Origin of the sequence: Aequorivita aquimaris, assembly GCF_001573155.1 — a bacterium.
Taxonomy (GTDB): domain Bacteria; phylum Bacteroidota; class Bacteroidia; order Flavobacteriales; family Flavobacteriaceae; genus Aequorivita; species Aequorivita aquimaris.
Map to the genome: position 1 here is coordinate 112,722 of NZ_JRWG01000006.1, position 25,745 is coordinate 138,466.

Annotated in this window: 22 protein-coding genes, 1 pseudogene and 1 riboswitch; of the genes and pseudogenes, 2 read left to right on the forward strand and 21 right to left on the reverse strand. The window is 40.2% G+C overall.

The window, feature by feature from the left end:
• Nucleotides 1-11: 11 nt before the first annotated feature.
• The 4 genes from LS48_RS10695 to LS48_RS10710 form a co-directional block, all read right to left on the reverse strand.
• Entirely contained in the window at nucleotides 12-1,913 is a 1,902-nt protein-coding gene (locus LS48_RS10695; protein ID WP_062622520.1) for a DUF3858 domain-containing protein, read from the reverse strand.
• A gap of 148 nt (nucleotides 1,914-2,061) precedes the next feature.
• Nucleotides 2,062-2,514, reverse strand: a complete 453-nt coding sequence (dtd, locus tag LS48_RS10700; RefSeq protein WP_062622521.1) for a D-aminoacyl-tRNA deacylase — start codon at nucleotides 2,512-2,514, stop codon at nucleotides 2,062-2,064.
• A gap of 56 nt (nucleotides 2,515-2,570) precedes the next feature.
• Entirely contained in the window at nucleotides 2,571-3,521 is a 951-nt protein-coding gene (rsgA, locus tag LS48_RS10705) for a ribosome small subunit-dependent GTPase A (RefSeq protein ID WP_062622522.1), read from the reverse strand.
• Nucleotides 3,522-3,542: 21 nt separating this feature from the next.
• Nucleotides 3,543-4,625 carry a bifunctional 3-deoxy-7-phosphoheptulonate synthase/chorismate mutase type II gene (locus LS48_RS10710; protein WP_062622523.1) on the reverse strand — a complete coding sequence of 361 codons (1,083 nt, stop codon included), beginning with the start codon at nucleotides 4,623-4,625 and terminating at the stop codon, nucleotides 3,543-3,545.
• A gap of 251 nt (nucleotides 4,626-4,876) precedes the next feature.
• On the opposite strand from LS48_RS10710, the gene gldA reads away from it, so the two are divergent.
• Nucleotides 4,877-5,776 (forward strand): gliding motility-associated ABC transporter ATP-binding subunit GldA, encoded by a 900-nt coding sequence (gene gldA / locus LS48_RS10715; RefSeq protein WP_062622524.1) that lies wholly within the window; start codon nucleotides 4,877-4,879, stop codon nucleotides 5,774-5,776.
• Here gldA and LS48_RS10720 read toward each other — a convergent pair.
• The 13 genes and pseudogenes from LS48_RS10720 to LS48_RS10780 form a co-directional block, all read right to left on the reverse strand.
• A complete protein-coding gene (locus tag LS48_RS10720) occupies nucleotides 5,763-6,512 on the reverse strand; it encodes a head GIN domain-containing protein (protein WP_062622525.1) in 750 nt (249 codons plus the stop codon). The genes gldA and LS48_RS10720 overlap by 14 nt on opposite strands.
• 28 nt (nucleotides 6,513-6,540) lie before the next feature.
• Complete coding sequence (locus LS48_RS10725) at nucleotides 6,541-7,650, reverse strand: acyloxyacyl hydrolase (protein WP_045079188.1); 1,110 nt, start codon at nucleotides 7,648-7,650, stop codon at nucleotides 6,541-6,543.
• A gap of 27 nt (nucleotides 7,651-7,677) precedes the next feature.
• Nucleotides 7,678-8,430 carry a head GIN domain-containing protein gene (locus LS48_RS10730; RefSeq protein WP_062622526.1) on the reverse strand — a complete coding sequence of 251 codons (753 nt, stop codon included), beginning with the start codon at nucleotides 8,428-8,430 and terminating at the stop codon, nucleotides 7,678-7,680.
• Nucleotides 8,431-8,433: 3 nt separating this feature from the next.
• Nucleotides 8,434-9,528, reverse strand: coding sequence for an acyloxyacyl hydrolase (locus tag LS48_RS10735; RefSeq protein ID WP_062622527.1), 1,095 nt, complete (start codon nucleotides 9,526-9,528; stop codon nucleotides 8,434-8,436).
• Nucleotides 9,529-9,548: 20 nt separating this feature from the next.
• Nucleotides 9,549-10,505, reverse strand: a complete 957-nt coding sequence (gene metF / locus LS48_RS10740) for a methylenetetrahydrofolate reductase [NAD(P)H] (RefSeq protein ID WP_062622528.1) — start codon at nucleotides 10,503-10,505, stop codon at nucleotides 9,549-9,551.
• A gap of 80 nt (nucleotides 10,506-10,585) precedes the next feature.
• A complete protein-coding gene (gene metH, locus LS48_RS10745) occupies nucleotides 10,586-13,288 on the reverse strand; it encodes a methionine synthase (protein WP_076692457.1) in 2,703 nt (900 codons plus the stop codon).
• Nucleotides 13,289-13,367: 79 nt separating this feature from the next.
• On the reverse strand, nucleotides 13,368-14,309 hold the full coding sequence (locus tag LS48_RS10750; RefSeq protein WP_062622529.1) for a threonine ammonia-lyase: 942 nt from the start codon (nucleotides 14,307-14,309) through the stop codon (nucleotides 13,368-13,370).
• Nucleotides 14,306-15,319, reverse strand: a complete 1,014-nt coding sequence (locus LS48_RS10755) for a homocysteine S-methyltransferase family protein (protein WP_062622530.1) — start codon at nucleotides 15,317-15,319, stop codon at nucleotides 14,306-14,308. Before LS48_RS10755 ends, LS48_RS10750 begins: the two co-directional genes overlap by 4 nt.
• A gap of 33 nt (nucleotides 15,320-15,352) precedes the next feature.
• Nucleotides 15,353-15,787: an OsmC family protein gene (locus tag LS48_RS10760; RefSeq protein ID WP_045079182.1), complete on the reverse strand. Its 435-nt coding sequence runs from the start codon at nucleotides 15,785-15,787 to the stop codon at nucleotides 15,353-15,355.
• Nucleotides 15,788-15,922: 135 nt separating this feature from the next.
• Nucleotides 15,923-17,002: pseudogene (locus LS48_RS15660) on the reverse strand (homoserine dehydrogenase family protein); the annotation flags it as partial.
• A gap of 40 nt (nucleotides 17,003-17,042) precedes the next feature.
• Nucleotides 17,043-18,050, reverse strand: a complete 1,008-nt coding sequence (locus LS48_RS15665) for an alpha/beta fold hydrolase (protein ID WP_062622532.1) — start codon at nucleotides 18,048-18,050, stop codon at nucleotides 17,043-17,045.
• A gap of 36 nt (nucleotides 18,051-18,086) precedes the next feature.
• The gene (locus tag LS48_RS10775; RefSeq protein WP_062622533.1) at nucleotides 18,087-19,382 is read right to left on the reverse strand and encodes an O-acetylhomoserine aminocarboxypropyltransferase/cysteine synthase family protein; all 1,296 of its coding nucleotides are present in this window, start codon (nucleotides 19,380-19,382) and stop codon (nucleotides 18,087-18,089) included.
• 126 nt (nucleotides 19,383-19,508) lie between these two features.
• A riboswitch (SAM riboswitch) is annotated at nucleotides 19,509-19,627 on the reverse strand.
• 49 nt (nucleotides 19,628-19,676) lie between these two features.
• Entirely contained in the window at nucleotides 19,677-19,868 is a 192-nt protein-coding gene (locus LS48_RS10780) for a hypothetical protein (protein ID WP_045079179.1), read from the reverse strand.
• A 3-nt stretch (nucleotides 19,869-19,871) separates the two neighbouring features.
• On the opposite strand from LS48_RS10780, the gene metK reads away from it, so the two are divergent.
• On the forward strand, nucleotides 19,872-21,125 hold the full coding sequence (metK, locus tag LS48_RS10785; protein WP_062622534.1) for a methionine adenosyltransferase: 1,254 nt from the start codon (nucleotides 19,872-19,874) through the stop codon (nucleotides 21,123-21,125).
• A gap of 106 nt (nucleotides 21,126-21,231) precedes the next feature.
• Here the strand turns inward: metK and LS48_RS10790 are convergent, their stop codons facing one another.
• From LS48_RS10790 to LS48_RS10805, 4 genes are all read right to left on the reverse strand, one after another.
• Complete coding sequence (locus tag LS48_RS10790) at nucleotides 21,232-22,776, reverse strand: M20/M25/M40 family metallo-hydrolase (protein ID WP_062622535.1); 1,545 nt, start codon at nucleotides 22,774-22,776, stop codon at nucleotides 21,232-21,234.
• A gap of 188 nt (nucleotides 22,777-22,964) precedes the next feature.
• Nucleotides 22,965-23,612, reverse strand: a complete 648-nt coding sequence (locus tag LS48_RS10795) for a response regulator (protein WP_062622536.1) — start codon at nucleotides 23,610-23,612, stop codon at nucleotides 22,965-22,967.
• A gap of 81 nt (nucleotides 23,613-23,693) precedes the next feature.
• Nucleotides 23,694-25,493, reverse strand: a complete 1,800-nt coding sequence (locus LS48_RS15600; protein ID WP_062622537.1) for a tetratricopeptide repeat-containing sensor histidine kinase — start codon at nucleotides 25,491-25,493, stop codon at nucleotides 23,694-23,696.
• A 5-nt stretch (nucleotides 25,494-25,498) separates the two neighbouring features.
• Nucleotides 25,499-25,741 (reverse strand): hypothetical protein, encoded by a 243-nt coding sequence (locus LS48_RS10805; protein ID WP_045079175.1) that lies wholly within the window; start codon nucleotides 25,739-25,741, stop codon nucleotides 25,499-25,501.
• Between the last annotated feature and the right edge of the window lie 4 nt (nucleotides 25,742-25,745).

Consider the following 25,745-nt stretch of genomic DNA (forward strand, 5'->3'; position numbering starts at 1 on the left):
GGGTTAAGGATTTATTGTACATTTTGTTTTAATAGAATTTTAGTTTTGTCCAATCGGGCAATGGATCGCAAAAAATCACGGAAATTTTCATACTCCGAAGGTGGATATTCGCCTTTATTTAGGATCATTTTACGAGTATAGACCAATGTGTCATCTGAGGTTATATTGAAATTAATTTGATATTTTCCGAATTTGGTTTCCAAAATTGTTTCATCGGGAAGTCCATCAATTTCAAAATTTTCAGGCACTTCAACAGTAACCGTGTCAATATCAACATACCCATTCCCTATATAAAGATTTTGTTTGCGGGTGTCTATCCGCGGCGGAATGTATTGGTTCTGATTAAAAATATTTGCGCAAAACAGATAATCGTTACTTACTGGGTTTGCGTAGTTTGGGATATTGAGGGTCAGTTCTTCAGTAAATATTACTTCTTCCTTGTTATTATCAAGCTTTATATCTGTTAACGAAAAACCATTTATATAATTCCACTTCTTCTTGTAATGTTGATCTATGTCTTCTTGTTTTTCTTTTGGAAGCAGGTATTTATCATCATATTGAAGACCCTTAGAAATACTTTTTAAAGTTGCGGTTACATTTCCATTGGCATCTACCTTAACCTTGGCTATATTTTCTTGGGTGTTTTCTTCAGTTTCATAAACTTTGGTATGTGCTATTTTGCCTCCCTCGGGTGTTATTATCAATACATCCCTATCGTTGGTAAATTTACCAATGTATCCATAAGGCGTATCTTGGCTGGTACATTCCAACCAAGTTATCTCATCATTATCTGGTATTCCTAAAATTACATGGTTACCTTGCAAAGAAGAAAAATCTTCCATAATATCCCACTTCATTTTATCACCATATACAACGGTATAGTAAGAAGGTACGCCAACAGCATCAAGAAGCGTTTTTGTGTAATTCGTCAATGCCTTACAATCACCATAACTGAGTTTGTCCACATCGGAAGCCAGCATAGGTTTCCACCCGCCGATCCCTATTTGAATACTAATGTAACGTACTTTGTCTTGCACAAACTGATATATTTTTCGAGCCTTACCTTCATTTGTCGTTTCATTGGCAACAAGACTTTTTATACGTGCTAAAGTACCCTCAGGCAAATCACTAACATCTGAAAGTAAACTCTTGTTCATCCAACTTCCAAACTGTTGCCAATCCTTGCCCGAACCCAGGGATTCTTTCAATTTAAAATTATTGAGAGCCACATAAACATTTGGAAATATCTTACTCATTAAGGGACCATGCTCTTCATACCTTATGGCTTTTAAATTTGATGCCGAAAAGATAAGTTCTTCCGGAGTATCAGATATTGTAATATCAAAACCATTTAGATTTTGAGGTTTATACTTGGGTTTATTTGCGGGATTATATTTAATCTTTAATACGCTTTTTTGAGCGCTTTCAGCATGTCCATTTAAAGGAAACCAAGGACTTAAAAATGCAGTATCACCCGTTTCAGTTTCACTATCAAAAACAACAATGTATGGATATGATGTAGGTGTATAATTTAAATAAAGAACACGTGAATCTGCATACATACTGCTGCCCGTTCGACTCACATCCATGAAATCTTTCTTTTTAAAGTGTTCAATTTCTTTTCCAAAAGCATTGTAAATTCTAACCTCCACATTCTTGACACGTGAATTTGAATCATAATATTCATAAAGCCGTGCATCGCCATCGCCAAGTTTGTTCAATATTGCAATAACACGGTGCGTTTTTTCCTTCATTTTATTGATGTCGGTCACGTCAATTTCAACCAATTCATCAATCAATACACTATTGGAATATTCAGTTAGTTCTTTTGGAATAGATGCTATGGAATAATCCTTTTGTGAATAAATATGGGCCGTGCATATAAGAAATGCAAAGCATAAGATCTTTTTCATCTGAATAGAATAATTTGAAAAAAGGAAGACGGAACATCCAATTTTTTAATTTTCAATGACTTAGAGGAAATTGCTGGATATTACCGGAATTCAAATTTTTTTCGGCAATATATAAAAAATCTGAAAGGTTAAAAAAAAGTTAAAGAGATTATTCTCTTTTTTTTGAATCGATCCAGATTGTTACCGGCCCGTCATTGATTAGGGCAACCTCCATCATATCCCCGAACCGTCCCGTCCTTACATTCCTATTTGTTTCATTTTCAAGCTGAAGCACAAATTTTTCGTAGAGCGGGATGGCAATTTCAGGTTTGGCGGCATTTATGAATGAAGGCCGGTTCCCCTTTTTTGTATTTGCGTGAAGTGTAAATTGGCTCACCACCAAACAGTCGCCATTTATATCCTGCACCGACAGATTCATCGCTTCGTTTTCATCTGAAAAAATCCGCAAACGGGCAATTTTTCCCGCTAACCAGTCAATGTCCTCTTGGGTGTCCGCAGCTTCGATTCCCAATAGAATGAGAAGTCCCTGCTCTATTTCAGAAAAAATTTTTCCTTCAATAGTCACGGATGCTTTTTTTACTCTTTGGATCAGTGCGCGCATCTCTGTTATTTGTTAGGAGTTAAAGGTTATTGAGTGGAATTTGGGATTTGAAATTTTTATTTTTCGTTATATATATCTTTTCTGAAGTGATCCTCTTCCCCTTCCAAAATCTGTAAATAGCTTTTATAGCGGGACCACGCTATTTCCTCGTTTTCCAACGCCTCCTTTACCGCACATTGGGGTTCTTCCAAATGAAGGCAATTGTTAAATTTGCAATTTTCCTTCAGCTCAAAAAACTCGGGAAAATAATCACCCAACTCTTCCTTGTCCATTTCCACCACGCCAAAACCCTTAATTCCGGGCGTATCAATGATTTGTCCGCCAAAGGAAAGATCAAACATCTCAGCAAAAGTAGTTGTGTGCTGCCCCTGCAAATGTTGTTCAGAAATTTTTGAGGTTTTTAAATCCAGGCCGGGCTCTATGGCGTTGATTAAAGTAGATTTCCCCACGCCGCTGTGGCCCGAAAACATCGTTACCTTGTCTTTCATTATGGCTTTTACCTTGTCAATATTTTTCCCTGTCACTGCCGAAATCCCAATGCACTCGTACCCTATCTTTCGGTAAAGCGCTGCAAGGAATTTTATCTCTAATAATTCGTCTTCGTTGTAGGTATCAATTTTATTGAAAAGCAAAACGGCTTTTATGTGATAGGCTTCCGCAGTTACCAAAAAACGATCGATAAAAGTGGTGAATGTGGGCGGGTTGTTCAACGTTATAAGCAGAAAAGCAACATCAATATTCGCGGCAATGATGTGAGTTTGTTTGGAAAGGTTTACAGATTTACGGATGATGTAATTTTCACGTTCGTCAATATGTTTTATCACCCCAACGGTTTCATCGCCTTTTTTTTCAATATCAAAATCTACGTGGTCGCCCACGGCAACGGGATTTGTGCTTTTAATACCGCCAATTCGGAATTTCCCCTTTATACGGCAATCGTAAAATGTTCCGTTTTCTGCTTTCACGGAATACCAGCTGCCGGTAGATTTATAGACGATGCCTTTCATCTCGCAAAGTTGCAAAACTTTTTACTCATTAATAACCTTTTTCTGATGGTTAATGGATTCTTGGTGAATGGCTTTGTAAATTTTCAATACAAATTCTTCACTGAGTTTGTTCTGTTCGCCCTCAAGAATCATACGTCCCAAAACTTCATTCCAACGCTTTACCTGTAAAATGGCTACATTATTCTTCTTTTTCAAAGCGCCAATTCCGTCAACTATTTTCATCCGTTTGCCCAACATGTCCATAATTTGATCGTCAATTAAATCAATCTGCGTGCGCATGGTATTTAATTGATTATTGAATTCGGCTTCGTCCCCTTCCACCTTTCGGATTTTTAGATCAACCGTCATTTTTTCCAAAGCCAGGGGCGTTATTTGCTGTTTCGCATCGCTCCAAGCATTGTCAGGGTCAAAGTGCGTTTCCACCATCAACCCATCATAATTTAAATCGAGCGCAGTTTGGCAAAGGTCAAAAATAATATCGCGTTTGCCCGCTATGTGTGAGGGATCCAAAATAAGCGGTAAATCTGGAAATGTGTTTTGAAGGTCTATAGGAATCTGCCATTCGGGATTGTTGCGATAACGCGTTTTTTCATAAGTAGAAAAGCCGCGGTGGATTACCCCAAGCTTGGTAATTCCGGCGGTATAAAATCGTTCCACAGCACCCAACCACAACGCCAAATCTGGGTTCACCGGGTTCTTCACCAACACAATTTTATCAGTTCCCTTTACCGCATCTGCAATTTCCTGTACAATAAATGGCGAAACCGTTGTGCGCGCGCCAATCCACAAAATATCCACATCGTGTTTTAGTGCCAAATCCACATGGTTTGCGTTTGCAACTTCAGTGGTTGTGAGCAATCCGGTTTCTTCTTTTGCCCTTTGAAGCCATTTTAGTCCCAAGGCGCCAACGCCCTCAAAATTGCCCGGGCGGGTTCGCGGTTTCCAGATTCCGGACCGTAGCACCGAGGTGTCTGTATCCTTCAATTGATGCGCTATCTTCAGCAATTGCTCCTCAGTTTCGGCACTGCAAGGCCCCGCAATTACAAGTGGATGGTTTAATCCAAAAGCATCTAACCAACTGCGCAGTTCTTTTTTGTTTTCCATAAAGTCAATTTCATAAAAAAAGCCCCAATATGGGACTTTTCAAAAGTATATTTTAAAATACAATAATCCCAATTAGCGAATGTTTTGGAACATATGCCACCAAGCCTTGGAAAAATTGTAAATAGGTTTCATAATCATAGCCGCTAAAGTAGCCAATAATTGTGAGCTGGAAAACGTTTTATGAAAAATTTTAAATCGCGAAGTGGAAACACTTCAGAAGAAAATTTATGTAGTTTTGCTATTCTGAAAATATGTCGATACAAGTAGAAAATATAACCAAAACCTACGGCGAACAAAAAGCGCTGAACAAGGTTTCCTTCACCATTGAAAAAGGAGAAATCGTGGGGTTTCTGGGCCCGAACGGCGCCGGAAAATCTACAATGATGAAAATTTTGACCACCTTTCTTCCCGCTTCGGAAGGCGTGGCGATCGTGAATGGTTTTGAAGTAACCAAGGATGCTATTTCCGTAAAAAGAAGCGTTGGCTATCTGCCGGAACACAACCCGCTTTATTTGGATATGTACGTTCGCGAATATCTTCTTTTTAATGCCGGAATTTATAATATTCCCAAAACGGAAGTTGAAAGTGTTATTGAAAAAACCGGTTTAACGCCCGAAGCGAACAAAAAAATAGGCCAACTTTCAAAAGGGTATCGCCAACGCGTTGGGCTTGCAAATGCGCTGTTGCACGACCCCGAAGTCTTGGTTTTGGATGAACCAACTACCGGTTTGGACCCAAATCAATTGATTGAAATCCGTCAGCTTATAAAAAACGTGGGAAAGGAAAAAACGGTTTTGCTTTCCACTCACATCATGCAGGAAGTGGAAGCCATTTGCAATCGCGTAATAATTATAAACAAAGGTGAAATAGTGCTCGATAAAAAACTTTCAGATTTAAAAAATAATCAGCAACAGATTATTGAAGTGGAATTTGATTATCGCGTGGAAGAAGTAGCATTACAACATCTTCCGAAGATTCAAAAAGTTGAAAATTCCATCGGTTTTGTGTATCAGCTTTACTTTGAAACCGAACAGGATATGCGCGGAAAGGTCTTCGATTTTGCACACGATAATGGCTTAAAAATACTTCAGCTCCACCAAAAAAATACAACGCTCGAAAAATTGTTTTCTGAATTGACTATTCAAAAATAAGTTTTCCACGATACAATTCCTCGACCTCAACGATTGCGGGCCTATTTTTTGAAATCACATTGCCCAAACTCACAATTTTTCCACGAATGGCCAATTGTGGATTTACAACCATTTCGCCTGTACTTCGGTGATAAACATACAGGTTCTGTACGGTTAAATTTTCAGCAAAAATCCTGCAATCGCCTGCGTAGAGCCCAAAATTGGTATTTGTCGCACTTCCCTTTAAATAAAACTTGGACAGACCATTGGCCACGACGCTTAAACTCTGAACATCCAAATTCAATTTAAAATCGCCGTCAATGTGATACTGATCCTCGTTTTGCTGATCTTCAGACAAAAGCGTTAATGACGGGTAGCGAAGCACGCCGATACTTTCAATGGCATAACCAGTGCTACTGCGTATTTCGGTTATATTTGGAGATGTAATATATATTTTGGTTATTTCGTAATCGCGGACCAAATTGCAACTGTTGTTATTGTGAATTTCAAGTCTACCATCGGTTACGGTAACTTCTACATCATTCATAAGGCTTTCTCCTGTTTCAATAACCACTTTTTGCTCTTCACCCTGTTGAATAAATACCTTGGTACGCTCCCAAACCAATATTTTAGTAAAGGGCGGCACTGTAACTTCGTTTTGTACGATAGTTCCAGCATTCTGAATACAATCCCAACTCGACTCTGAATTACAGCCCGTAAAAATCAAAACCAATATGCAGTAAAATACGTTTTTCATAATCTTTTTCTGAAATTTTCAGAATTTTTTACAATCTGTAACCTACACCAAACTCAACTGCTTCCGCTTTTGCCCAATGTGCATGAACGCTTATGGCGGCAAAAATTTTATCGTTGAAAAAATATCGTTTAAGCCCTAAACGGTTATAAATACGGTTTTCAAATTCATAAGGCCAATATACATAATAACCCAACTGCGAAATAAACGCAACTTTATTAAAACGCCATTCGTGGCCCACAAAAACCCCAACGCGTTTATAATCTTCATCGCCCGAAAGTCCGTCTTCGGGGTAAGCAATGGAGCGATAGTTGATCAATTCCTTTAAAAAAGTAGAAAAGAAAACATCTACCCCAGCGGTAAAGGTGCTTTTATAGTTAATGCGTTTGTCCACAAAAGCTGAAATCACATAAAACGGCTCCTGCCCTAACCCTACTACATCGCTTTCATTTATACCTGTTCTAAAAGCAAGGTTGTATTTAAACCTTTCTGCGTGGGTTTTGCTGAGCGAATCTTCTTTATGAATGTATTCTGGAAATTCCTTATAATCCAATTGATAACTTACCCCTGCATTTAACAAAAATGAATTAGTACTGTTGTTCGGAGCTTTAAAATTGGCATTGCTATAGTGGATAACCGTAAAACCTGCGTGAAGGCCCAGCCCCTTCCAAATGTTTTCACGCACAAAATTTCCTTTTAAAATAGTTGTACTCAATAAATGTGTGCCATAAGCATTGTTGATGTAATTTGTTTCCTGATCATAAGGGATTGCAGAATATGCAATTCCCTGCCCCACGCTCAGCATAAGGTGTCTTTTTAAAAAATACCAGTTCATATGACCATAGGCCCCAATTACATTTCCCAAATACTCGTTGTGCATATTTTGATATGCGAGTGTAAAACCCCAATCGGGATAATTATAACGGCGTTCCCATTCGTTAAACCCATAAGTTTTTCGATTAAAGGAAAGAATAAAACCTGTGGGATGCCCGGTAATTAAGTGCTCAATATCCGGATTGTGCTCCAGAATACTTCCGTAGAAAAAATCTGCCTCCAGTGAAATTGGTTTCAATTCTTCTTCTTGGGAAAAAAGCGAAAGACTTATAAATAGGACTGAAATTACGGAAAGAAAGTGCTTCATATTTTTTTCAACGCCCGTAAAGATAAACTAATCTTCAAATAATAGCCTGCCCGTGAATAATTCTTTTACATCTACCAGCGGAGGGCGGTTGTGGCTGATAATATCGCCCGTGGCCACGATTTTTCCGACGATACTTTGCTGCGGATTTACTATCATTTTGTTCGCACTTCTTTGAAAAACAGTGAGTTCATCCATTGCGAAATTTTCTCCTTCAAACCGCGGCATTTCGTCTGCAAAACTAAGATTGGCTTTATCAGCGGTGCCCGTAATATAAAAAACACTTTGGCCGTTGGCACTAACGCGGAAATCTTCACAAACAAGGTTCAAATAAAAATCGCCGCTCTTTCTGATGGTTTCCGGGCCGGCCGTGGTGTTACTAACCAAAGTGAGTTGCGGAAAGTTCAATATTCCTTCGCCAATCACATCGAAAGCCGAGCTATTCCTGATTTCGGTGAGGTTCGGCACGGTTACAAAAACTTTCGTGATTCCGTAATCGCGGACCAAATTGCAAGTATTATTATCTTTCACCACCAAAGTATTTTCTTCAACACTTACGGAAATATCGCTTATAAGGTTTTCGCCGGTTTCAAGAATTATTTCTGTTGAATCGCCCTGCTTCAAATATAAAGTCACATCGTCCTCAATCCTGATTTTTGTAAAATCTGAAACAAAATATTCTTTGGAAATTGAATCTCCTGCCACTTGCACACAATCCCAACCGTTTTCGGAATCGCACGAAAACAGCAAAAAAACCAAGCCAGCAAAAAATAACTTCTTCATAATCTATATTCTAATTCCCACGCCAAACTCCACGCCTTCCACTTTCGCACCGTGCGATTTTAGAGTAATTGCGCTGAAAAGTTTTTCGGTTAAATAATATTTCAGACCTGCCCGAAAATACGTTCTTCCTTCAAAATCGTAGGGATAATATACATAATAGCCAACTTGTGAAACTACTGCCAATTTATTGATATGAAGTTCGTGCCCCGCAAAAATGCCGACGCGTTTAAAATCCTCATCGCCTTTAATGCCCATATTTGGAAAAGCAATGGAAAGGTATTCTATTTCCTTTTTCAGAAATGGCAAATAGAAAAAATCCGCACCCAACTGAAGCGTACTTTTATAGCTCAACCGCTTGTCCGCAAAGGCCGAAACCACAAAAAACGGATGCTGCCCGAGGTTTAAATAATCGCTCTCGTTCAACCCGCCGCGAAGCACAAAGTTGTATTTTATAGGTTCCGAAATTTTCTTGGGAATGGAATCGGTAATGTATTCAGAATTCCTTTCATCAGCAACTGAATATTGCACGCCCACATTTAAAGTGAAAGCATTCGTACTCGAATTTGGCGCCTTAAAATTTCCGTTGGAATAATGCACCAAAGCAATTCCAGCCTGCACCCCGAAGTTTTTGAAGAGATTTTGTTTGTTGTAATTCAGCATCAAATAGGTTGAACTCAACAAACGTGTGCCGTAAGCGTTGTTTTTGAAATTGGTCTCCAAATCGAACGGATTGGTGTTATAGGCAATACCCTGCCCTATTCGGAAGAAAAGATTTCGTTTTAAAAAGTAAAAATTGAAATGCCCGTACAGCCCATAATTCTCACCCAAAACATCATAATTTGCATTTTGGTGCACAAATGAAAACCCCCAATCAGGGTAATTGTATTCCTGCTGCCAACGCTCGGCTCCATGGGTTTTTCGGTTAAAACCAATTATAAAACCATCGGGATGCGCTTTCACCAAATGTGAAATATCCTTGTTATGCCGAAGAATGGTTCCGTAGAAATAATTGGCGTCCACGAAAAAATCCTTGTTTTTTTCCTGTGAAAAAACAAAAGGAGTTGTGAGAAAAAACACCAAAAACGCAATTCGGGACATCGCCGCAAAATAAAGCAATCTTAAAATATCTGCGAAGCGATTTCCTTAATATTGCTGCTTTTTCCCATTGAATAGTAGTGAAGAAAGGGCACGCCGGCTTTTACAAGTTCCTTACTTTGCTGTACGCACCAATCAATCCCAATCTGCCGAACAGCCTTATTATCCCTGGCTTTCACCACTTCCATCACCAGCGCATCGGGCAAATCTACTTTGAATCTGTGGGGAATTAGGTTGAGATGCGATTTTACCGCAATGGGTTTCAAACCCGGAATAATGGGCACTGTAATCCCTTCTGCCCTACATTTTTCAACAAACTTGAAGTATTTTTCATTGTCGAAAAACATTTGGGTAACGATGTATTCCGCACCGTTTTTTATTTTCTTTTTTAGGAAATGGATATCGCTCTCGCTGCTCGGGGCTTCCATATGTTTTTCGGGATATCCGGCCACGCCCACACAAAAATCCGTCGGGAAAGTATGTTGAAGCTCGTCATCCAAATAGGTTCCTTTATTTAAAGCATTTATTTGCAAAACAAGATCGCAAGCGTATTTGTGCCCGTTTTTTTCGGGCGTGAAATAGGTCTCACTTTTTACCGCATCGCCACGCAGGGCCATCACGTTGTCTATCCCCAAAAACTGAAGGTCTATTAAAAAATTTTCGGTTTCCTCTTTTGAAAAACCCCCGCAAAGAATGTGGGGTACGGCATCTACCTCATATCGGTTTTGGATTGCAGCGCAAATTCCCACCGTTCCGGGGCGCTTTCGCACGATTTTCTTTTCGATCAACCCGTTGTCCAATTCCTTAAAAACATATTCCTCCCGATGATAGGTAACGTTTATATAGGGCGGGTTGAAATCCATCAACGGGTCAATATTCTCGAAAATGGAATGTATGTTTTCACCTTTTAAAGGAGGTAAAATCTCGAACGAAAACTGTGTTTTTCCGTTGCCGTTTTTTATGTGGTCTGTTACTTTCATATTCCATACCCGCGAAGGCGGGTATCTTATTATTTATTGTTATTATTTATTTTTTCACAAAAAGTCCCCCTTCGGGGGATTTAGGGGGCTTCTGCTATATTGGTTTTCAACCAATCCGTCGCTTCCTCCAAATCCATATTCTTCCGCTTTGCGAAATCTTCCACTTGATCCATTTTGATTTTTCCAAGTCCAAAATAGCGCGCTTCGGGATTGGCAAAATAATATCCCGAAACCGAAGCTGCCGGCCACATGGCCAAATGTTCGGTGAGTTCAACGCCAATGTTTTCTTTCACTTTTAAAACTTCCCAAATGGTTCTTTTTTCCAAATGATCGGGACAGGCGGGATAGCCGGGCGCAGGGCGAATACCTTTGTATTTTTCCGAAATAAGGTCTTCGTTGGAAAGATTTTCCTCGGAAGCGTAGCCCCAATAGTTGGTGCGCACTTCTCTGTGAAGGTATTCCGCAAACGCTTCTGCCAAGCGGTCTGCCAGCGCTTTTACCATTATTGCGTTGTAATCGTCGTGGTCCGTCACATATTTTGCGGCCAATTCCGCAGTTCCAAAACCGGCACTTACGCAGAAACAGCCGATATAATCCCGAATTCCGCTTTCCTTTGGCGCGATAAAATCTGCCAAGGCAAGGTTTGGTTTTCCTTTAGCCTTTTGGGATTGTTGACGAAGGGTTCGGAATACGGGATTTGAGATTTGGGATTTGAGATTTGGGATTTCCAAAGAAATATCATCGTCATTAATAGTATTTGCTTCAAAAATTCCAAAAACGGCTCGCGCCTCTAACAGTTTTTCTGAAATAATTTTATGGAGCATTTTTTTTGCATCCTTAAATAATTCCGAAGCTTGTTCGCCCACAATTTCATCGGTCAAAATGTTTGGATATTTTCCGTGCAGCTCCCAACTTCTGAAAAAGGGCGTCCAATCTAAATAATCCAGCAATATATTTAAATCGAAATCCTTTAAAACGTGAACTCCCAGTTTGTTGGGTTTCACTATTTCTGAAGAATTCCAATCAATTTGAAACTTGTTTTTCCGCGCTTCGGAAATGGGCAAATAGGTTTTTACCTTTTGACGCTTCAGAAAATCTTGTCGGAAAGTGTCATATTCCTGTTTAATATTTTCTTTATATGCTTCCGAAGTTTCCTTTTTTAGCAAATCGCCAACCACCGTAACCGCGCGTGAAGCATCGTTTATATGCACTACGGCACATTCGTACTCGGGATCAATTTTTACCGCGGTATGCGCCCGGCTCGTAGTCGCGCCGCCAATTAACAATGGCACTTTAAAATTTTGCCGCTGCATTTTCTTCGCCAAAAAAACCATTTCGTCCAGCGATGGCGTAATCAATCCGCTCAAACCAATGGCATCCACGTTTTGTTCTTTTGCAGTGGCGATTATTTTTTCGGGTGGAACCATTACGCCCAAATCTATTATTTCATAATTATTGCACGCCAAAACCACGCCTACAATGTTTTTTCCGATATCGTGTACATCGCCTTTTACCGTGGCCATAAGTATTTTTCCAGCGTTTTTTGAATCGCCAATTTGTGGGTTTTTCAGCTTTTCTTCTTCAATATACGGAAGCAAATAAGCAACTGCTTTTTTCATTACACGAGCAGATTTAACCACTTGCGGCAAAAACATTTTTCCACTTCCGAAGAGGTCACCCACTACGTTCATTCCAATCATTAAATTGCCTTCAATTACTTCAATTGGTTTGTCGGCATTTTTACGCGCTTCTTCGATATCCTCTAAAATGAACTCATCAATACCTTTTACCAACGCTCTGGTAATGCGGTTTTGCAATGGTTCTTCCCGCCACGACAGATCAATTTTACTTTCCTTTGTAGTTCCTTTTACGGTTTCTGCAAAATCCAATAATCGCTCTGTGGCATCTTCGCGCCGGTCGAGCATTACGTCTTCAACGCGTTCCAAAAGATCTTTTGGAATATCGTCGTAAACTTCCAACATTGCAGGGTTTACAATCCCGATGTTCATTCCCGCTTGAATGGCGTGGTACAAAAACACGGAATGCATCGCTTCACGAACGGGATCATTCCCGCGAAAACTAAAAGAAACATTGCTCACGCCGCCGCTCACGCTCACGTGCGGCAGATTTTCCCGAACCCAGCGCGTGGCCTCGATAAAATCGATTGCGTTTCTGCGATGCTCGTCCATTCCCGTTGCAACAGGAAAAATGTTTAAATCGAAAATAATGTCCTCGGGTGCAAATTTTACTTGGTTCACCAAAATATCGTATGAACGTTTGGCTATTTCTATCCTTCGTTCATAATTATCGGCCTGTCCCACTTCGTCAAAAGCCATCACGATCACAGCGGCGCCGTAGCGTTTTATGAGTTTTGCGTGATGGATAAATTCTGCTTCGCCTTCCTTTAAACTTATTGAATTTACAACACATTTTCCTTGTACAACCTGTAATCCGGCCTCAATGATTTCCCACTTGCTGCTGTCTATCATAATCGGCACTCGCGAAATATCCGGCTCGGCAATAACGAGATTTAGGAATTTCACCATCGCCTCTTTGCCATCAATCAGTCCGTCGTCCATATTCACGTCGATGATCTGTGCGCCGTTTTCCACCTGTTCGCGGGCTACGGAAAGGGCTTCCTCAAAATTTCGTTCTTTTATGAGTCGAAGAAATTTCTTTGAACCTGCCACATTGGTGCGTTCTCCCACATTTATGAAATTGCTTTCGGGGGTTATAATCAATGGTTCAAGACCGCTTAATTTTAGATATTTTTTAGCTTTCATTATTCATTTTTCTCTCTGCGTTCTTCGCGCCTCTGCGGTGAAAAAATATACCGCAAAGACGCAGAGGACGCAAAGTTTTTCAGAATGGCAAATTCTTTAAATCCACATTTCCGCCAGAAATTATAATTCCAACTTTTTTATTTTTAAATCGTTCTCTTTCGCGAAGCAAAGCGGCAAAAGCAACTGCACTGCTGGGCTCCACGATTATTTTCATCCGCTCCCAAATAAGTTTCATTGAGGAAATAATTTCGGTTTCTTCAACCCTGATTATTTCTGAAACCAATTCTTTTATAATCGGGAAATTGACATCGCCGAGGAAGGTTTTAAGCCCGTCGGCAATTGTATTTGTAGTTTCGTTGAATTCTATTTTTTCACTTTTTAGACTTCGAAAGGCATCGTCAACTTCAAAAGGTTCACCACCGATTGTTTTGCAATTAGTTCCGAAATATTTCACAGAAAGTGCAGTCCCCGCAATCAATCCGCCGCCGCCAACTGGTGTGAAAACATAATCGAGATCGGGATGAGTTTGAAGTAATTCCGCTGCTGAAGTTGCATTGCCGAGAATAACATTTCTGTCGTTTGAGGGATGGATAAATGTTGCTCCGGTTTCTTTTTGAATCCGATCTGCCTCGGTTTCCCTTGCGATTGGTGTTGATTCGGATTCTGTGATAATTCCACCGTAACCTTTAACGGCTTCTTTTTTTACTTGTGGCGCATTTTCTGGCATAACGATGTATGCTTTTACGCCTAAATTTTTCGCGGCCAAAGAAAGTGCTTGCGCAAAATTTCCAGAGGAATGCGTTACCACGCCAGCTTTCTTCTGTTCATGAGAAAGTTGCAAAATGGCATTGGTTGCCCCTCGCATTTTAAAGGCACCCATCTTTTGAAAATTTTCGCATTTGAAGAAAATTTCGGCACCCGAGAGTTCATTCAAAAAAGAAGATTTTAGCACAGGGGTATTGTGGACGTATGATTTTACACGTTCGCAAGCCGCCTCAACTTCTTGTTTAGTGGGAATCATACGGCAGCGTTTTCAGAATTAAAAACAGGTCGCGGTTTGTATTTTAAAGCAATTTCAGCAATGGCTTTAATGTGCTCGGGCGTGGTGCCGCAACAACCCCCGATGATGTTCACTAATTGTTTGTCTAAATATTCCGTTATCTGCGAAGCCATTTGCTCGGGACTTTCGTCATATTCCCCAAAGGCGTTTGGGAGACCCGCATTTGGATAGGCGCTCACGGCAAGATTGGTGCGGTTTGCAATCACTTCCAAATGCGGCGTGAGTTGTTTGGCGCCCAAAGCACAATTGAAACCTACGCTCAAAAGTGGAATGTGCGTAATTGAAATCAGAAATGCTTCCGCCGTTTGCCCGGAAAGTGTTCTGCCGGAAGCATCGGTTATGGTTCCACTTATCATAATTGGAATGTCTAAATTTCGCTCTTCCTTTATTTCATCGATTGCGAAAAGGGCTGCTTTTGCGTTCAAAGTGTCGAAAATGGTTTCAACCAAAAGTAAATCCACGCCACCATCTATCAAGGCTTCGGCTTGTTGCTTATAGGCAACGCGGAGTTCTTCAAAAGAAATGGCTCGAAAACCGGGATCGTTCACATCAGGGCTCATACTTGCGGTTTTGTTTGTAGGACCTATGGCTCCTGCTACGAAACGTGGTTTGTTGGGTTCTTTCGAAGTGAATTCATCTGCAACTTTTTTCGCGATTTTTGCAGATTCAAAATTCAATTCATAAACCAAATCCTGCATATCGTAATCGGCCATTGCAATGGTAGTGCTGGAAAATGTGTTGGTTTCCACAATATCGGCACCTGCGGAGAAATATTTGGAATGGATATCAGCAATTGCTTGTGGCTGCGTAATAGAGAGTAAATCGTTATTCCCTTGTACCGATTTATGAAAATCCTTAAACCGCTCGCCGCGGAAATCTTCTTCCGAAAATTTATAGCGCTGCAGCATCGTGCCCATTGCGCCGTCGAGGATTAAGATTCGGTTTTGAAGTGCTTTTTGTATTTTATTCATTGCTTTTCGTTTTAGAAACCTTGGAGAAAGTTTTTAAACTCCTATTACATCCAACGATTTTCCGTTTAGCTCAATACTATACGTGATTTTTACCGAGGCTTCCATCGTAATTGAAACCGAGCAGTATTTTTCAAAACTCAACTTAGCGGCACGAACAGCCTTGGCCTCGTCAATCTTGCCTTCCAAATGTAGCGTTACGTGTATTGCTTCAAATGGTTTTGCCTCGCGTACTTCTTTTCGCTGGCCTTCCACCTCCATTTTATAGGAAGTGATTTCCTGCCGTTGTTTTTTCAAAATTGAAACAACATCTATCGCACTACAACCGCCAACACCCATTAGTAAAAGCTCCATTGGGCTTGCGCCTTTGGAAGGTTCGTCGGTTTTGTTGTCGATTAGAACTGGAACTCCGGAAGCGCCTTTTGCTTCAAAAAGATAGTTGTCGTTTATTCTGTTTAAGGTAACTTTCATATTTTATTTTGTTTATCGTTTAATTAGAAATGACATAGGACGGTAAGACGTAGGACATAGGACTAAATTATACAGGATTTTTTTGTCATGAGTCTTATGTCTTTTAGCGAAGCGGTCTTATGTCTTACGTCTTTTTCAATCTTTATCGCTTATTCGCAAAATATCACCAAAAACGCCACGGGCCGTCACCGCTGCGCCAGCGCCCGCACCTTGGATAACTATTGGATTGTCGCCATAACTTTCGGTGTAAATTTCAAAAATGGAATCGCTGTCTTTCAATGCTCCCAACATACTATTTTTGGGAACAGAAGCTAAATTCACAGTTAAAATTGCACCGGTTTCCTTTGACAAATCGCCGTGTAAATCTGCAACGTAACGAAAAACCGAATCCTTCGCCTGATTCTTCTTTTTAATTTGAAACGGTATATCTAACTCTTTTAATCGCTTCAAAAATTCTTCTTTTGAAACATTGCGCAGATCCTTCGGAATTAAGTTTTGAATTGAAATATCGGCAAACTCGTTGTGTAAATCCAATTCACGCGCCAAGATAAGCAATTTCCGTCCAACGTCATTGCCACAAAGATCTTCGCGCGGGTCGGGTTCTGTAAATCCTTTGTCGATTGCCGATTTTAAAACCGAGCTGAACGTTCTGTCTTCTTCGGAAAACGTATTGAAAATATAACTCAACGAACCGGAAAACACCCCGCGGATTCTCGTTATATTCTCACCCGAAAGATGCAAAAGTTTAATGGTATCTATCAACGGAAGTCCAGCGCCTACGTTGGTTTCATATAAATACTGCCGTTTTTTTGAAGTCAACTTTTCACGAAGTTCTTTGTAAAAATTCAAATCCAAAGTATTGGCAATTTTATTTGAAGAAACCAAATGGAAACCGTTTTCTACAAAAGCTGAATAATTTTGAACGAAGCCAGAATCTGCTGTGTTATCAACTAAAATCAGGTTTTGAAGGTTGTTGGATTTTGCGAAGGAAATTACTTCTTCCACATTATAAGACTGTCCAGTTTCCAGCTTTTCTTCCAACCAATTTTTGTTCAAACCTTGTTGCTGAAGCAAAACCGTTTTTGAATTTGCGATTGCGAAAATATTCAGTTCCAAATCGCGTCTTCGGGAGATTTCTTCCTTCGAGGAGATTATTTGATCCACCAATTTGCCGCCCACATTTCCGTGCCCAAAAATGGCGATGTTTATTTTCTTCTTTTTTATACTGTTTAGGTCAATTCGGTGCAAAACCGGATTATCCAATACTTGCGTGCTCATAATTTTTTGTTTTTGTAACTACTTCTGAATTAAAAATGGGGTTCAGAATTCCCGTTAATTGTTCGTATTCAATTAAAAATGCATCGTGCCCGTGAATGGAATTTATTTCGGCAAAATGCACGTTGTCTTTTAAAGGTTTTAATGCGGAATACGTCTCTTTTATCTCTTCGCTTAAATAAAATCCGTCGCTGTCAATGCCCACCAAATATATGTTTCCTTCAATTTTAGATGCCATACTCAAAAACGCTTCCTCTGATTTAAAATCTGAGGTAACCAACAAGTGGTTCATCAATTTATAGGCTTGCAATTGAAAGCGTTTTTGTAAGGTTTCACCGTGATGCAGCAACCAGCTTTCAACATTGAAAATATGCTTCGCTTCGTTTAAACTTCTATTGAATTTCTGTTTAAAAGACTGCGGGGTTCTATAGAAAGTCATCGCGTGAACTCGCGCATCGTGCACAGGATTTTCAGAATTATATAAAATCTGCTTCTGAACTCTGCATTGCGCAATTAACCAATCCGTCGCTTTCCAATCCGTAGCAATTGGAATTATATTTTGAAATAATTTAGGTTCCAAAACTGCCATTTGCCAAAGAATACTTCCACCCAAAGAACCTCCAATTCCTGCAAAAACTTTCGATATTTTAAGTTGTTGCAATCCTGTTAAAAACCATTTGGCAACATTGTAAATGGTGATATCTTCATAATTTTCAATTAAAAATCCGTCGTATCCATTGCCTGGAATGTTGAAGGAGAGAATGGTAAATGCTTCACTATTGACACATTTCTCAGCGCCAATTAAACCTTTCCACCAGCCGTTTTCACCGCAAACATTGCTGTTTCCGGTAAGCGCATGCGTTACCAAAACCACGGGAGCCGTGCCCAATTGCTTCCCAAAAACTTGGTAGCTTAAGGGAAGATTTTTGAGGCTAACTCCACTTTTTGTGGTGCAATCTGCTATTGTTAGATTTGAGATATTTGACATTAGACGTGAGATTTGAGACGTGAGATTTGAGATTTTCTAAACCAATTGTTCTTTAAAAACGCTCTTGAAAGCTTGTTCCAAATCTGTCTTTAAATCGTCGATATTTTCCAAGCCAACGGAAAGTCTAATTAAATCTTGACTTACCCCCGAGGCCGTTTGATCTGCTTCGTTTAACTGTTGGTGCGTTGTGCTAGCAGGGTGAATTATCAAGGATTTGGTATCTCCTATATTTGCTAAAAGTGAAAATAACTTCACATTATCAACTACTTTTTTAGCAGCTTCAAAGCCAGCTTTTACGCCAAAAGTAACCAAGCCACTTTGCCCTTCGGGAAGGTATTTTTGGGCGAAATTGAAATACGGATTATCCTCCAAACCGGGATAATTCACCCAAGCTACTTCTTCTCTACTTTGAAGCCATTTGGCAATATTCAGCGCATTTTCGCTGTGTTTTTTAATTCTAATTTCCAGAGTTTCCAAACCTTGAATAATTTGAAAAGCGCTAAACGGGCTCAAAGCCGCGCCGAAATCGCGAAGCCCCTCGAGGCGTACTTTTGCGATAAAAGCAGCTTCCTTTAAAACTTCGGAATAAATTAAACCGTGATAACCTGCGGAGGGTTCGGTAAATTCAGGGAATTTTCCGTTGGCCCAATCAAAATTTCCTGCGTCAATAATTGCACCACCCAGTGTTGTCCCGTTTCCGTTGATGTATTTTGTGAGGGAATGGATTACAATATTTGCACCGTGCGCAATAGGGTTCAACAAAGCCGGAGAAGCGACCGTATTATCCACAATTAGTGGAATTTTATTCGCCTTTGCTTCAGCGGCAATCGCTTCGATATCCAAAACATCCAACTTCGGATTTCCGAGGGATTCGATGAAAATTGCGCGAGTATTTTCTTTTACGGCTTTTCCAAAGTTTTCAGGATTTGAACCATCGATAAAAGAGGTTGTAATTCCCAAACGCGGTAAAGTAACGTTCAACAAATTGAAAGTGCCGCCGTACAAACTGCTGGACGCCACAATATGGTCGCCAGCGCGAAGTAGTGTCAGCAATGTTGTGGAAATGGCAGATGCGCCCGATGCAGTGGTAACCGCGCCGATACCCCCTTCCAAAGTCGCCAAACGTTTTTCCAAAATATCGCAAGTTGGATTGTTAAGGCGCGAATAAATAAATCCGGGTTCGGAAAGATTGAACAGGTTTGCAGCGTGGTCGCTATTTTTAAAAACGTAGCTGGAAGTTTGGTAAATTGGCACCGCTCTGGTTCCTCCGTTGGCGGTTGCATCGTGTCCTGCGTGCAACAACTTTGTTGCGAAATTGTTTTGTGTACTCATTTTTCTAGTTTTTTTGAGTTAATAAAAAAATTAAAACAAAAGCCAAAATGCGCCTTGCGACGTACTTTAATAGAAAAATGTTAAAAAGAATAATTGAAAAGCAATTTCAGATAAGAAATTGTCTTGTCGTTATCTATCATCAATTCTGAATTTTCAGGATTGTTGTAGAATGTAGCACCTTCTTTCCGGAGAAAGGGTTGCTAAGGCGTCATAGGGTCTATTCCCTCGGCCTTTCTTGATAACATTTCAGTAAAGATTTGAACTTTGTGAGTGCAAATATATGTTCGGAAAAATTTAATAACCAAATATTTCGCCAAAAAACTTTAAATAAAATTGCGGTTCGTTTAATTTTTTTACTTTTGCCCAAGACAAATTAAGAGGAAAGATTTGACTGATTGCAACCTCAATAAAAAATGCTAAAGGCAGTGAAAACTTCCCTTCGGCGCTTTCGTCAAATCTTCTGAAAACTATAAATTTTAAAACCATTTTATGGCCTATTTATTTACTTCGGAAAGCGTTTCTGAAGGACACCCAGACAAAGTTGCGGATCAAATTAGCGATGCGCTTTTAGATAATTTTTTGGCTTTCGACCCTGAAAGTAAGGTAGCTTGCGAAACGTTGGTCACCACCGGACAAGTTGTTTTGGCAGGCGAGGTGAAAAGCAATACCTACCTTGATGTGCAAAATATTGCACGCGATGTAATTAACAAGATTGGTTACACAAAAGGCGAATACAAATTTAGTGGCGATAGCTGCGGAGTTATTTCATTGATTCACGAACAATCACAAGATATTAACCAAGGTGTGGACCGCGCGAATAAAGAAGAACAAGGCGCTGGCGATCAAGGGATGATGTTTGGCTACGCTACCAAGGAAACCGAAAACTATATGCCGTTGGCCTTGGATATTTCGCATAAAATATTAATTGAATTGGCTGCACTTCGCAGAGAAGATTCGGCAATAAAATACCTGCGCCCCGACGCGAAAAGCCAGGTAACCATTGAATACAGCGACGATAATATTCCGCAGAAAATTGTTGCAATTGTTGTTTCCACACAGCACGATGACTTTGATGAAGACGAAAAAATGCTTTCGAAAATCAAAAAGGATATAACCGAAATTTTGATGCCGCGAGTGAAAGAGCAACTTCCCGAATACGTTCAAAAATTGTTTAATGACGATATTACCTACCACATAAATCCAACGGGGAAATTCGTAATTGGTGGCCCACACGGAGATACCGGCTTAACGGGAAGAAAAATCATCGTTGATACATACGGCGGAAAAGGCGCGCACGGTGGCGGTGCTTTTAGCGGAAAAGACCCGAGTAAAGTTGATAGAAGTGCGGCTTATGCAGCGCGACATATTGCAAAAAACTTAGTTGCTGCAGGTGTTGCAAACGAAATTTTAGTTCAGGTTAGTTACGCAATTGGCGTAGTAGAACCAACTTCAATTTTGGTGAACACTTACAACTCTAAAAACATAAAACTTTCTGACGGCGAAATCGCTAAAAAGGTTTCAGAAATATTCAACATGCGTCCTGCCGCAATTGAAAAAAGGTTGAAATTGAGAAACCCTATTTATTCCGAAACGGCTTCTTATGGACATATGGGAAGAAATCCTGAAGTGATTACCAAAACTTTTGAAAGCCCGTACAATGGACAAATTACAAAAGAAGTGGAGCTTTTCACTTGGGAGAAGTTGGATTATGTTGAAAAAGTGAAGGAAGCATTTGGAATTTAAATTCCAAATCACAAACACCAAATTCCAAATAAATTCCAAAACACAAATCCCAAATTCCAAGTGTACTCTTTGGAATTTGGGATTTATTTTTTTGTGATTTAAAAAATTACATTCCTCCTTTTCTTTGGGGAACCCTTGGCGTTGGCCAAGTTTGGCGTTCTCCTGTCTTATCATCAATTGGCAGAATAATTTGCTCCCGCGATGTTTTTGAATCGTCTTCCGAAGCCATATAGGCCATTATTGCGGTTAAGATTACGTTGCTTTGGACATCGTCAAAAACAATTTTGTCATAGGTATCAAGGTTTGTGTGCCAAGTGTAATTCCAATAATCCCAACTTAAAGAACTCAAGCTGAAAGCGGGTGCACCGGCCGCCACAAAACTGGCATTGTCTGAGCCACCGCTTGCTGGCCAGCCGGGAAAAGTGGTTTCAATATTTTTGCGAATTGTATCTGGCACAGCACGCAACCATCGTGAAATATAATCATAAGACTGTAAAAATCCAGCGCCATTAATACGCTTTACTCTTCCGGTTCCGTTGTCCTGATTGAAAACAGCTTGAATATTATTAACGATTTCGGGATGGTCTGAAACGAAGGAAGAAGATCCGTTTAAACCTTGCTCTTCACTTCCCCAATGGCCCACTAAAATTGTGCGTTTTGGATTGGGGTACACTTTTTTCAGAATTCGCATGGCTTCCATCATCACCAAAGTTCCAGTGCCGTTATCTGTAGCTCCAGTTCCGCCGTCCCACGAATCAAAATGTGCTGAAAGGATTACGTATTCTTCAGGTTTTTCAGTGCCTTTAATTTCTGCGATGGTGTTAAAAGCAGGCACTACCCCCAAATCCTTAGATTCTGCAACCACGTGTATTTTTGGTTTGTCGCCGTGTTCCACCATTCTGTAAAGCATACCGTAATCTTCCAATTGAATATCTACGGTAGGAATTTTTTTGGTGCGCGCCCCGAAAATTTTATTCGCGCCAAAAGCTTTGGACCAGTACGAATCAACAATGCCAATTGCGCCGGCTTCTTCCAAGGCTGGAATAATGCTTCTTCGGTCGTAGCCGCTGCGTTTTATGTTTTCGTTCCAGGCTTTGGTCATTTCTTCTCTTTCCGTCTTCATTTTTTCAAAAGATTCGGGTGTGGCCCATTCTTTCCAATTGTCGTCCGGTCTTCCCGTGGGCTGCTTCATAGCAACCATTACAAATTTTCCTTTCACGGTTGGCAACCATTTTCTGAATGAAATTGAATCTTTTATTTCGGGAAGTACAATCAATTCAGCAGTTACGCCTTTTGACGACGTGCCGGGACTCCAAGCAAGTTGCGTTCCCTTTAAAGATTGAACGCGCGGCGAAACCATATCGATATGCGTTATGCCACGCTCCCAGCCTTTCCATTCGCCCCATTGTTGGTTTTCTGCGGAAATACCCCAGCTTTTATATTTTGCCACTGCCCAGTCGTGTGCTTGCTGCATTTGTGGCGTGCCAACCAATCGCGGACCGATATCGTCCAGCAATTCGTGCCCAAGTATTTCTAATTGTGAATTTTCGTAGGCTTCTTTTTGGATGTTTTCAATTACGGTGTTCTTTTCCTGCGAAAAGCCCAGTAATGGTAATAAAAGGAGAAAGATGTAAAGGGATAACTTCTGCATAATAAGTATTTTAGGTTTCAAAGATTTTTTCAAAAATGAAATCTAAAACTACGATATATTTGGGAGTACTGAAAGCTTATGGAAATCGTAAGCAAAAAAACATCAAGACTTGTCAAAACCATTGAAATCTTATCCTAGCTTCGAGAAATCTAGACTTTTGGAATTTGGATTTTAAATTTTTTGGTACTTTAAATTATATTATGATTTTTCGCCTTTTGCACCGCTTCAATCTTGCTGTGCACTTGTAGTTTTTTGTAGATATTTTCAATGTGTTTTCGGACCGTGCTGGGCGAAAGAAAAAGATGATCTGCAATTACCGTATAACTTAAACCTTTGCTGAGCTGCTCCAAAACCTCAACCTCGCGGGTGGAAAGGGAGATTTCCTCCTTGTCTTTCAGGTTTTGAATATCTATGGGGTTTCTTAACAGCTTCAATGTTTTCATTGCTATTGAAGGGTTCATCGCCGCACCGCCATTAAGGGTTTCCAAAATGCCTTCGTATAAATCTTTTGGGTTTATTTCCTTCAGCAAATACCCGTCCGCACCCGCTTTTATGGCGTTGAAAATATGTTCGTCATTGTCAAAAGCCGTAAGCATGATTATTTTGATGTGCGGATATTTCTGCTTAACGATTTGCGTGGTTTCAATGCCGTTGAGAACGGGCATTTCAATATCCATCAAAATTAAATCGAGGTTGTGGTTTTCCTCCAATTTTGTAAGCAGCTCACTACCGTTCAACGAGGTATGCTTCACCGAAACATCTTCAAAAAAAGAAAGTTTCTCCTTTACGGCGTGGATAAGGAAGGAATTATCGTCAACAATGGCGAGTTTCAACATTTTCTTTTTGGTTAGTCGTTTAAAGATACTGAAATTAGCTTAAAAAAGACAACCGGAAAATAGGGCATTTGCCGTATTAGTTTATTTCTCCATAAATGGTTTCGCCAATCTCAACAATATAGAAGTTCCTTTCTTAGAGGATTTAAGTTGAAGTGTACCACCTATCTCCCGAGCGCGTTTTTTCATATTGTTTAGGCCGTTGCCCATAACGACAGTCTCGGGTTCGAATCCTTTTCCGTTATCGGTAATCTCAATTTGGTACTGCCCATCTCCTTTTGAAATATTCACCTCGATTTCGTCGGCTTCGGCATATTTCAATGAATTGTTTACCGCCTCTTGAATGATTCTGTAAATATTCATTCCCTCGACAGATGAGAATACATGCGATTCATCAACACTCTCTTCAATATTAAAGGAGAATTCGGTTTTTTCCGAAGTGTTTTTGGCGTGCTCAATAAAATTGGCGATTCGGGCCTGCAGGTCCTCAAAAGTTATGTTTTCCTTGTTCATCGCCCAAATAGTGTCGCGCAGTTCATAAATGGTCTGCGAGGTAAAGGCACTGATTCCGCTAAGTTTGTTGCCAAGTTTTTCACCAATGTCCGTAAAGCCGAATTTCAGGTTGTCAATGCTGGAAATTATAAAAGTGAGCTGCGCCCCAATATTGTCGTGCAAATCGCGAGAAATTCGCAAACGCTGTTCCTGCAGTTTGTTTTGGGTTTCAATTTTTGCCAAAGCCGTTTTTAACTCGCTTTCCTTTTGAAGTTGACGGTTTCTAAGTTTTTGCTGGTTGTAGAGCAAATACCCGAGCAGGCCGAGAATCAGTGCCAGTCCAAGACTCCCAAAAATAAAAGTGTTTTTTCTGCGGACCTCCAAATCCTTTTCTGCCAGCTGGGCGCGTTGTTGTAGGATTTCGTTTTGTTTTTTTTCGGTTTCAAATTCCACGTTCAAGGCCGCAATTCTTTCCTGTACCTTTAATCCGTGAACGCTGTCCTTTACTGCCGCATATTGTTCAAAATAAAATAGTGCCGAATCTGTATTTTTTAATTTTTTATAGATATCAGAAAGCAGTTTGTAGTTATACTGGGTGAGGTTTTGATATTGTTTCTTTTTTGAAATAGGCAACGACTTATGGACTAGCGGAATTGCATTGCTCCATTTTTCCTCAGCAATAAAAACTTCTCCCAATTGGGTATAGTTTTCGGCAATCCCCAACGAATCTGCCCACTGTAAACGTTGCTGAAGCGATTTGTTGAAATATTCCCTCGATTTAGAAAAATTTCCCTGTAAACCATATGCCCCGGCCATATTGCTCCAACTGTAGGGAATGCCAATAGTATCGTTACGTTTCAGCTTTATCTCCAAGCCCTTTTCAAAATAAAACAGGGCACTGTCCAGCTCCTTATTTATTTCCTTTAAAACTCCATAATTATTATAAATATCCTTTAGTTCATTCTCAAAATTATTGGCTTCGGCAATATTTTTCCCTTTTTGCATATAGCTAAGGGCCTTGGGCAAATCGCGATATTTCATACTATAACCCAATTCCGCATAATAATCTGCCACACGCTCCATTTTGCCGAGTTTCTCATAAATCTTGATCCCATTAATTGCTTGCTTGGTGCTTTCTTCGTAATTACCTTGATATCCATACACCAAACTCAACTGGGAATGGGCATCAGCCTGGCCCAGTTTATATTCTATTTTACGGGCGTCGTTTAGGTTTTTTTTAAAAATGGCAACTATGGAATCCTGCGGGAGGTTGAGCCCCTGCACATAGATTTTATTTATGGAATCGATTTTGGCCTTCTGGTGTTGAATATCCTGTGAATGAAGATTCCAAACCAACAGAAGCAGCAAAAGCTGGAGGAGATTGTTCTGCATAAAACTTATAATTGGATTTCGGGTTGCTCAAGCAGCGCAGCCGATAAGTTGTACTTCAGAAAATTATATTTCAAAAGCGCTTGTTCCCGAAAAAGAAGTTGTGTTCCGTGTAACTTAAAAGTATTTTCCAATTGGATCATCCGACCTCGGAACTGTGCAGTGGCCTCCTGTTTCCTTTTATAATGCCACCCCAAGAGCCCGAGGACACCAAAAACGAGCAAGCTGCTGAATATAATTGTTAAACCCATAGTC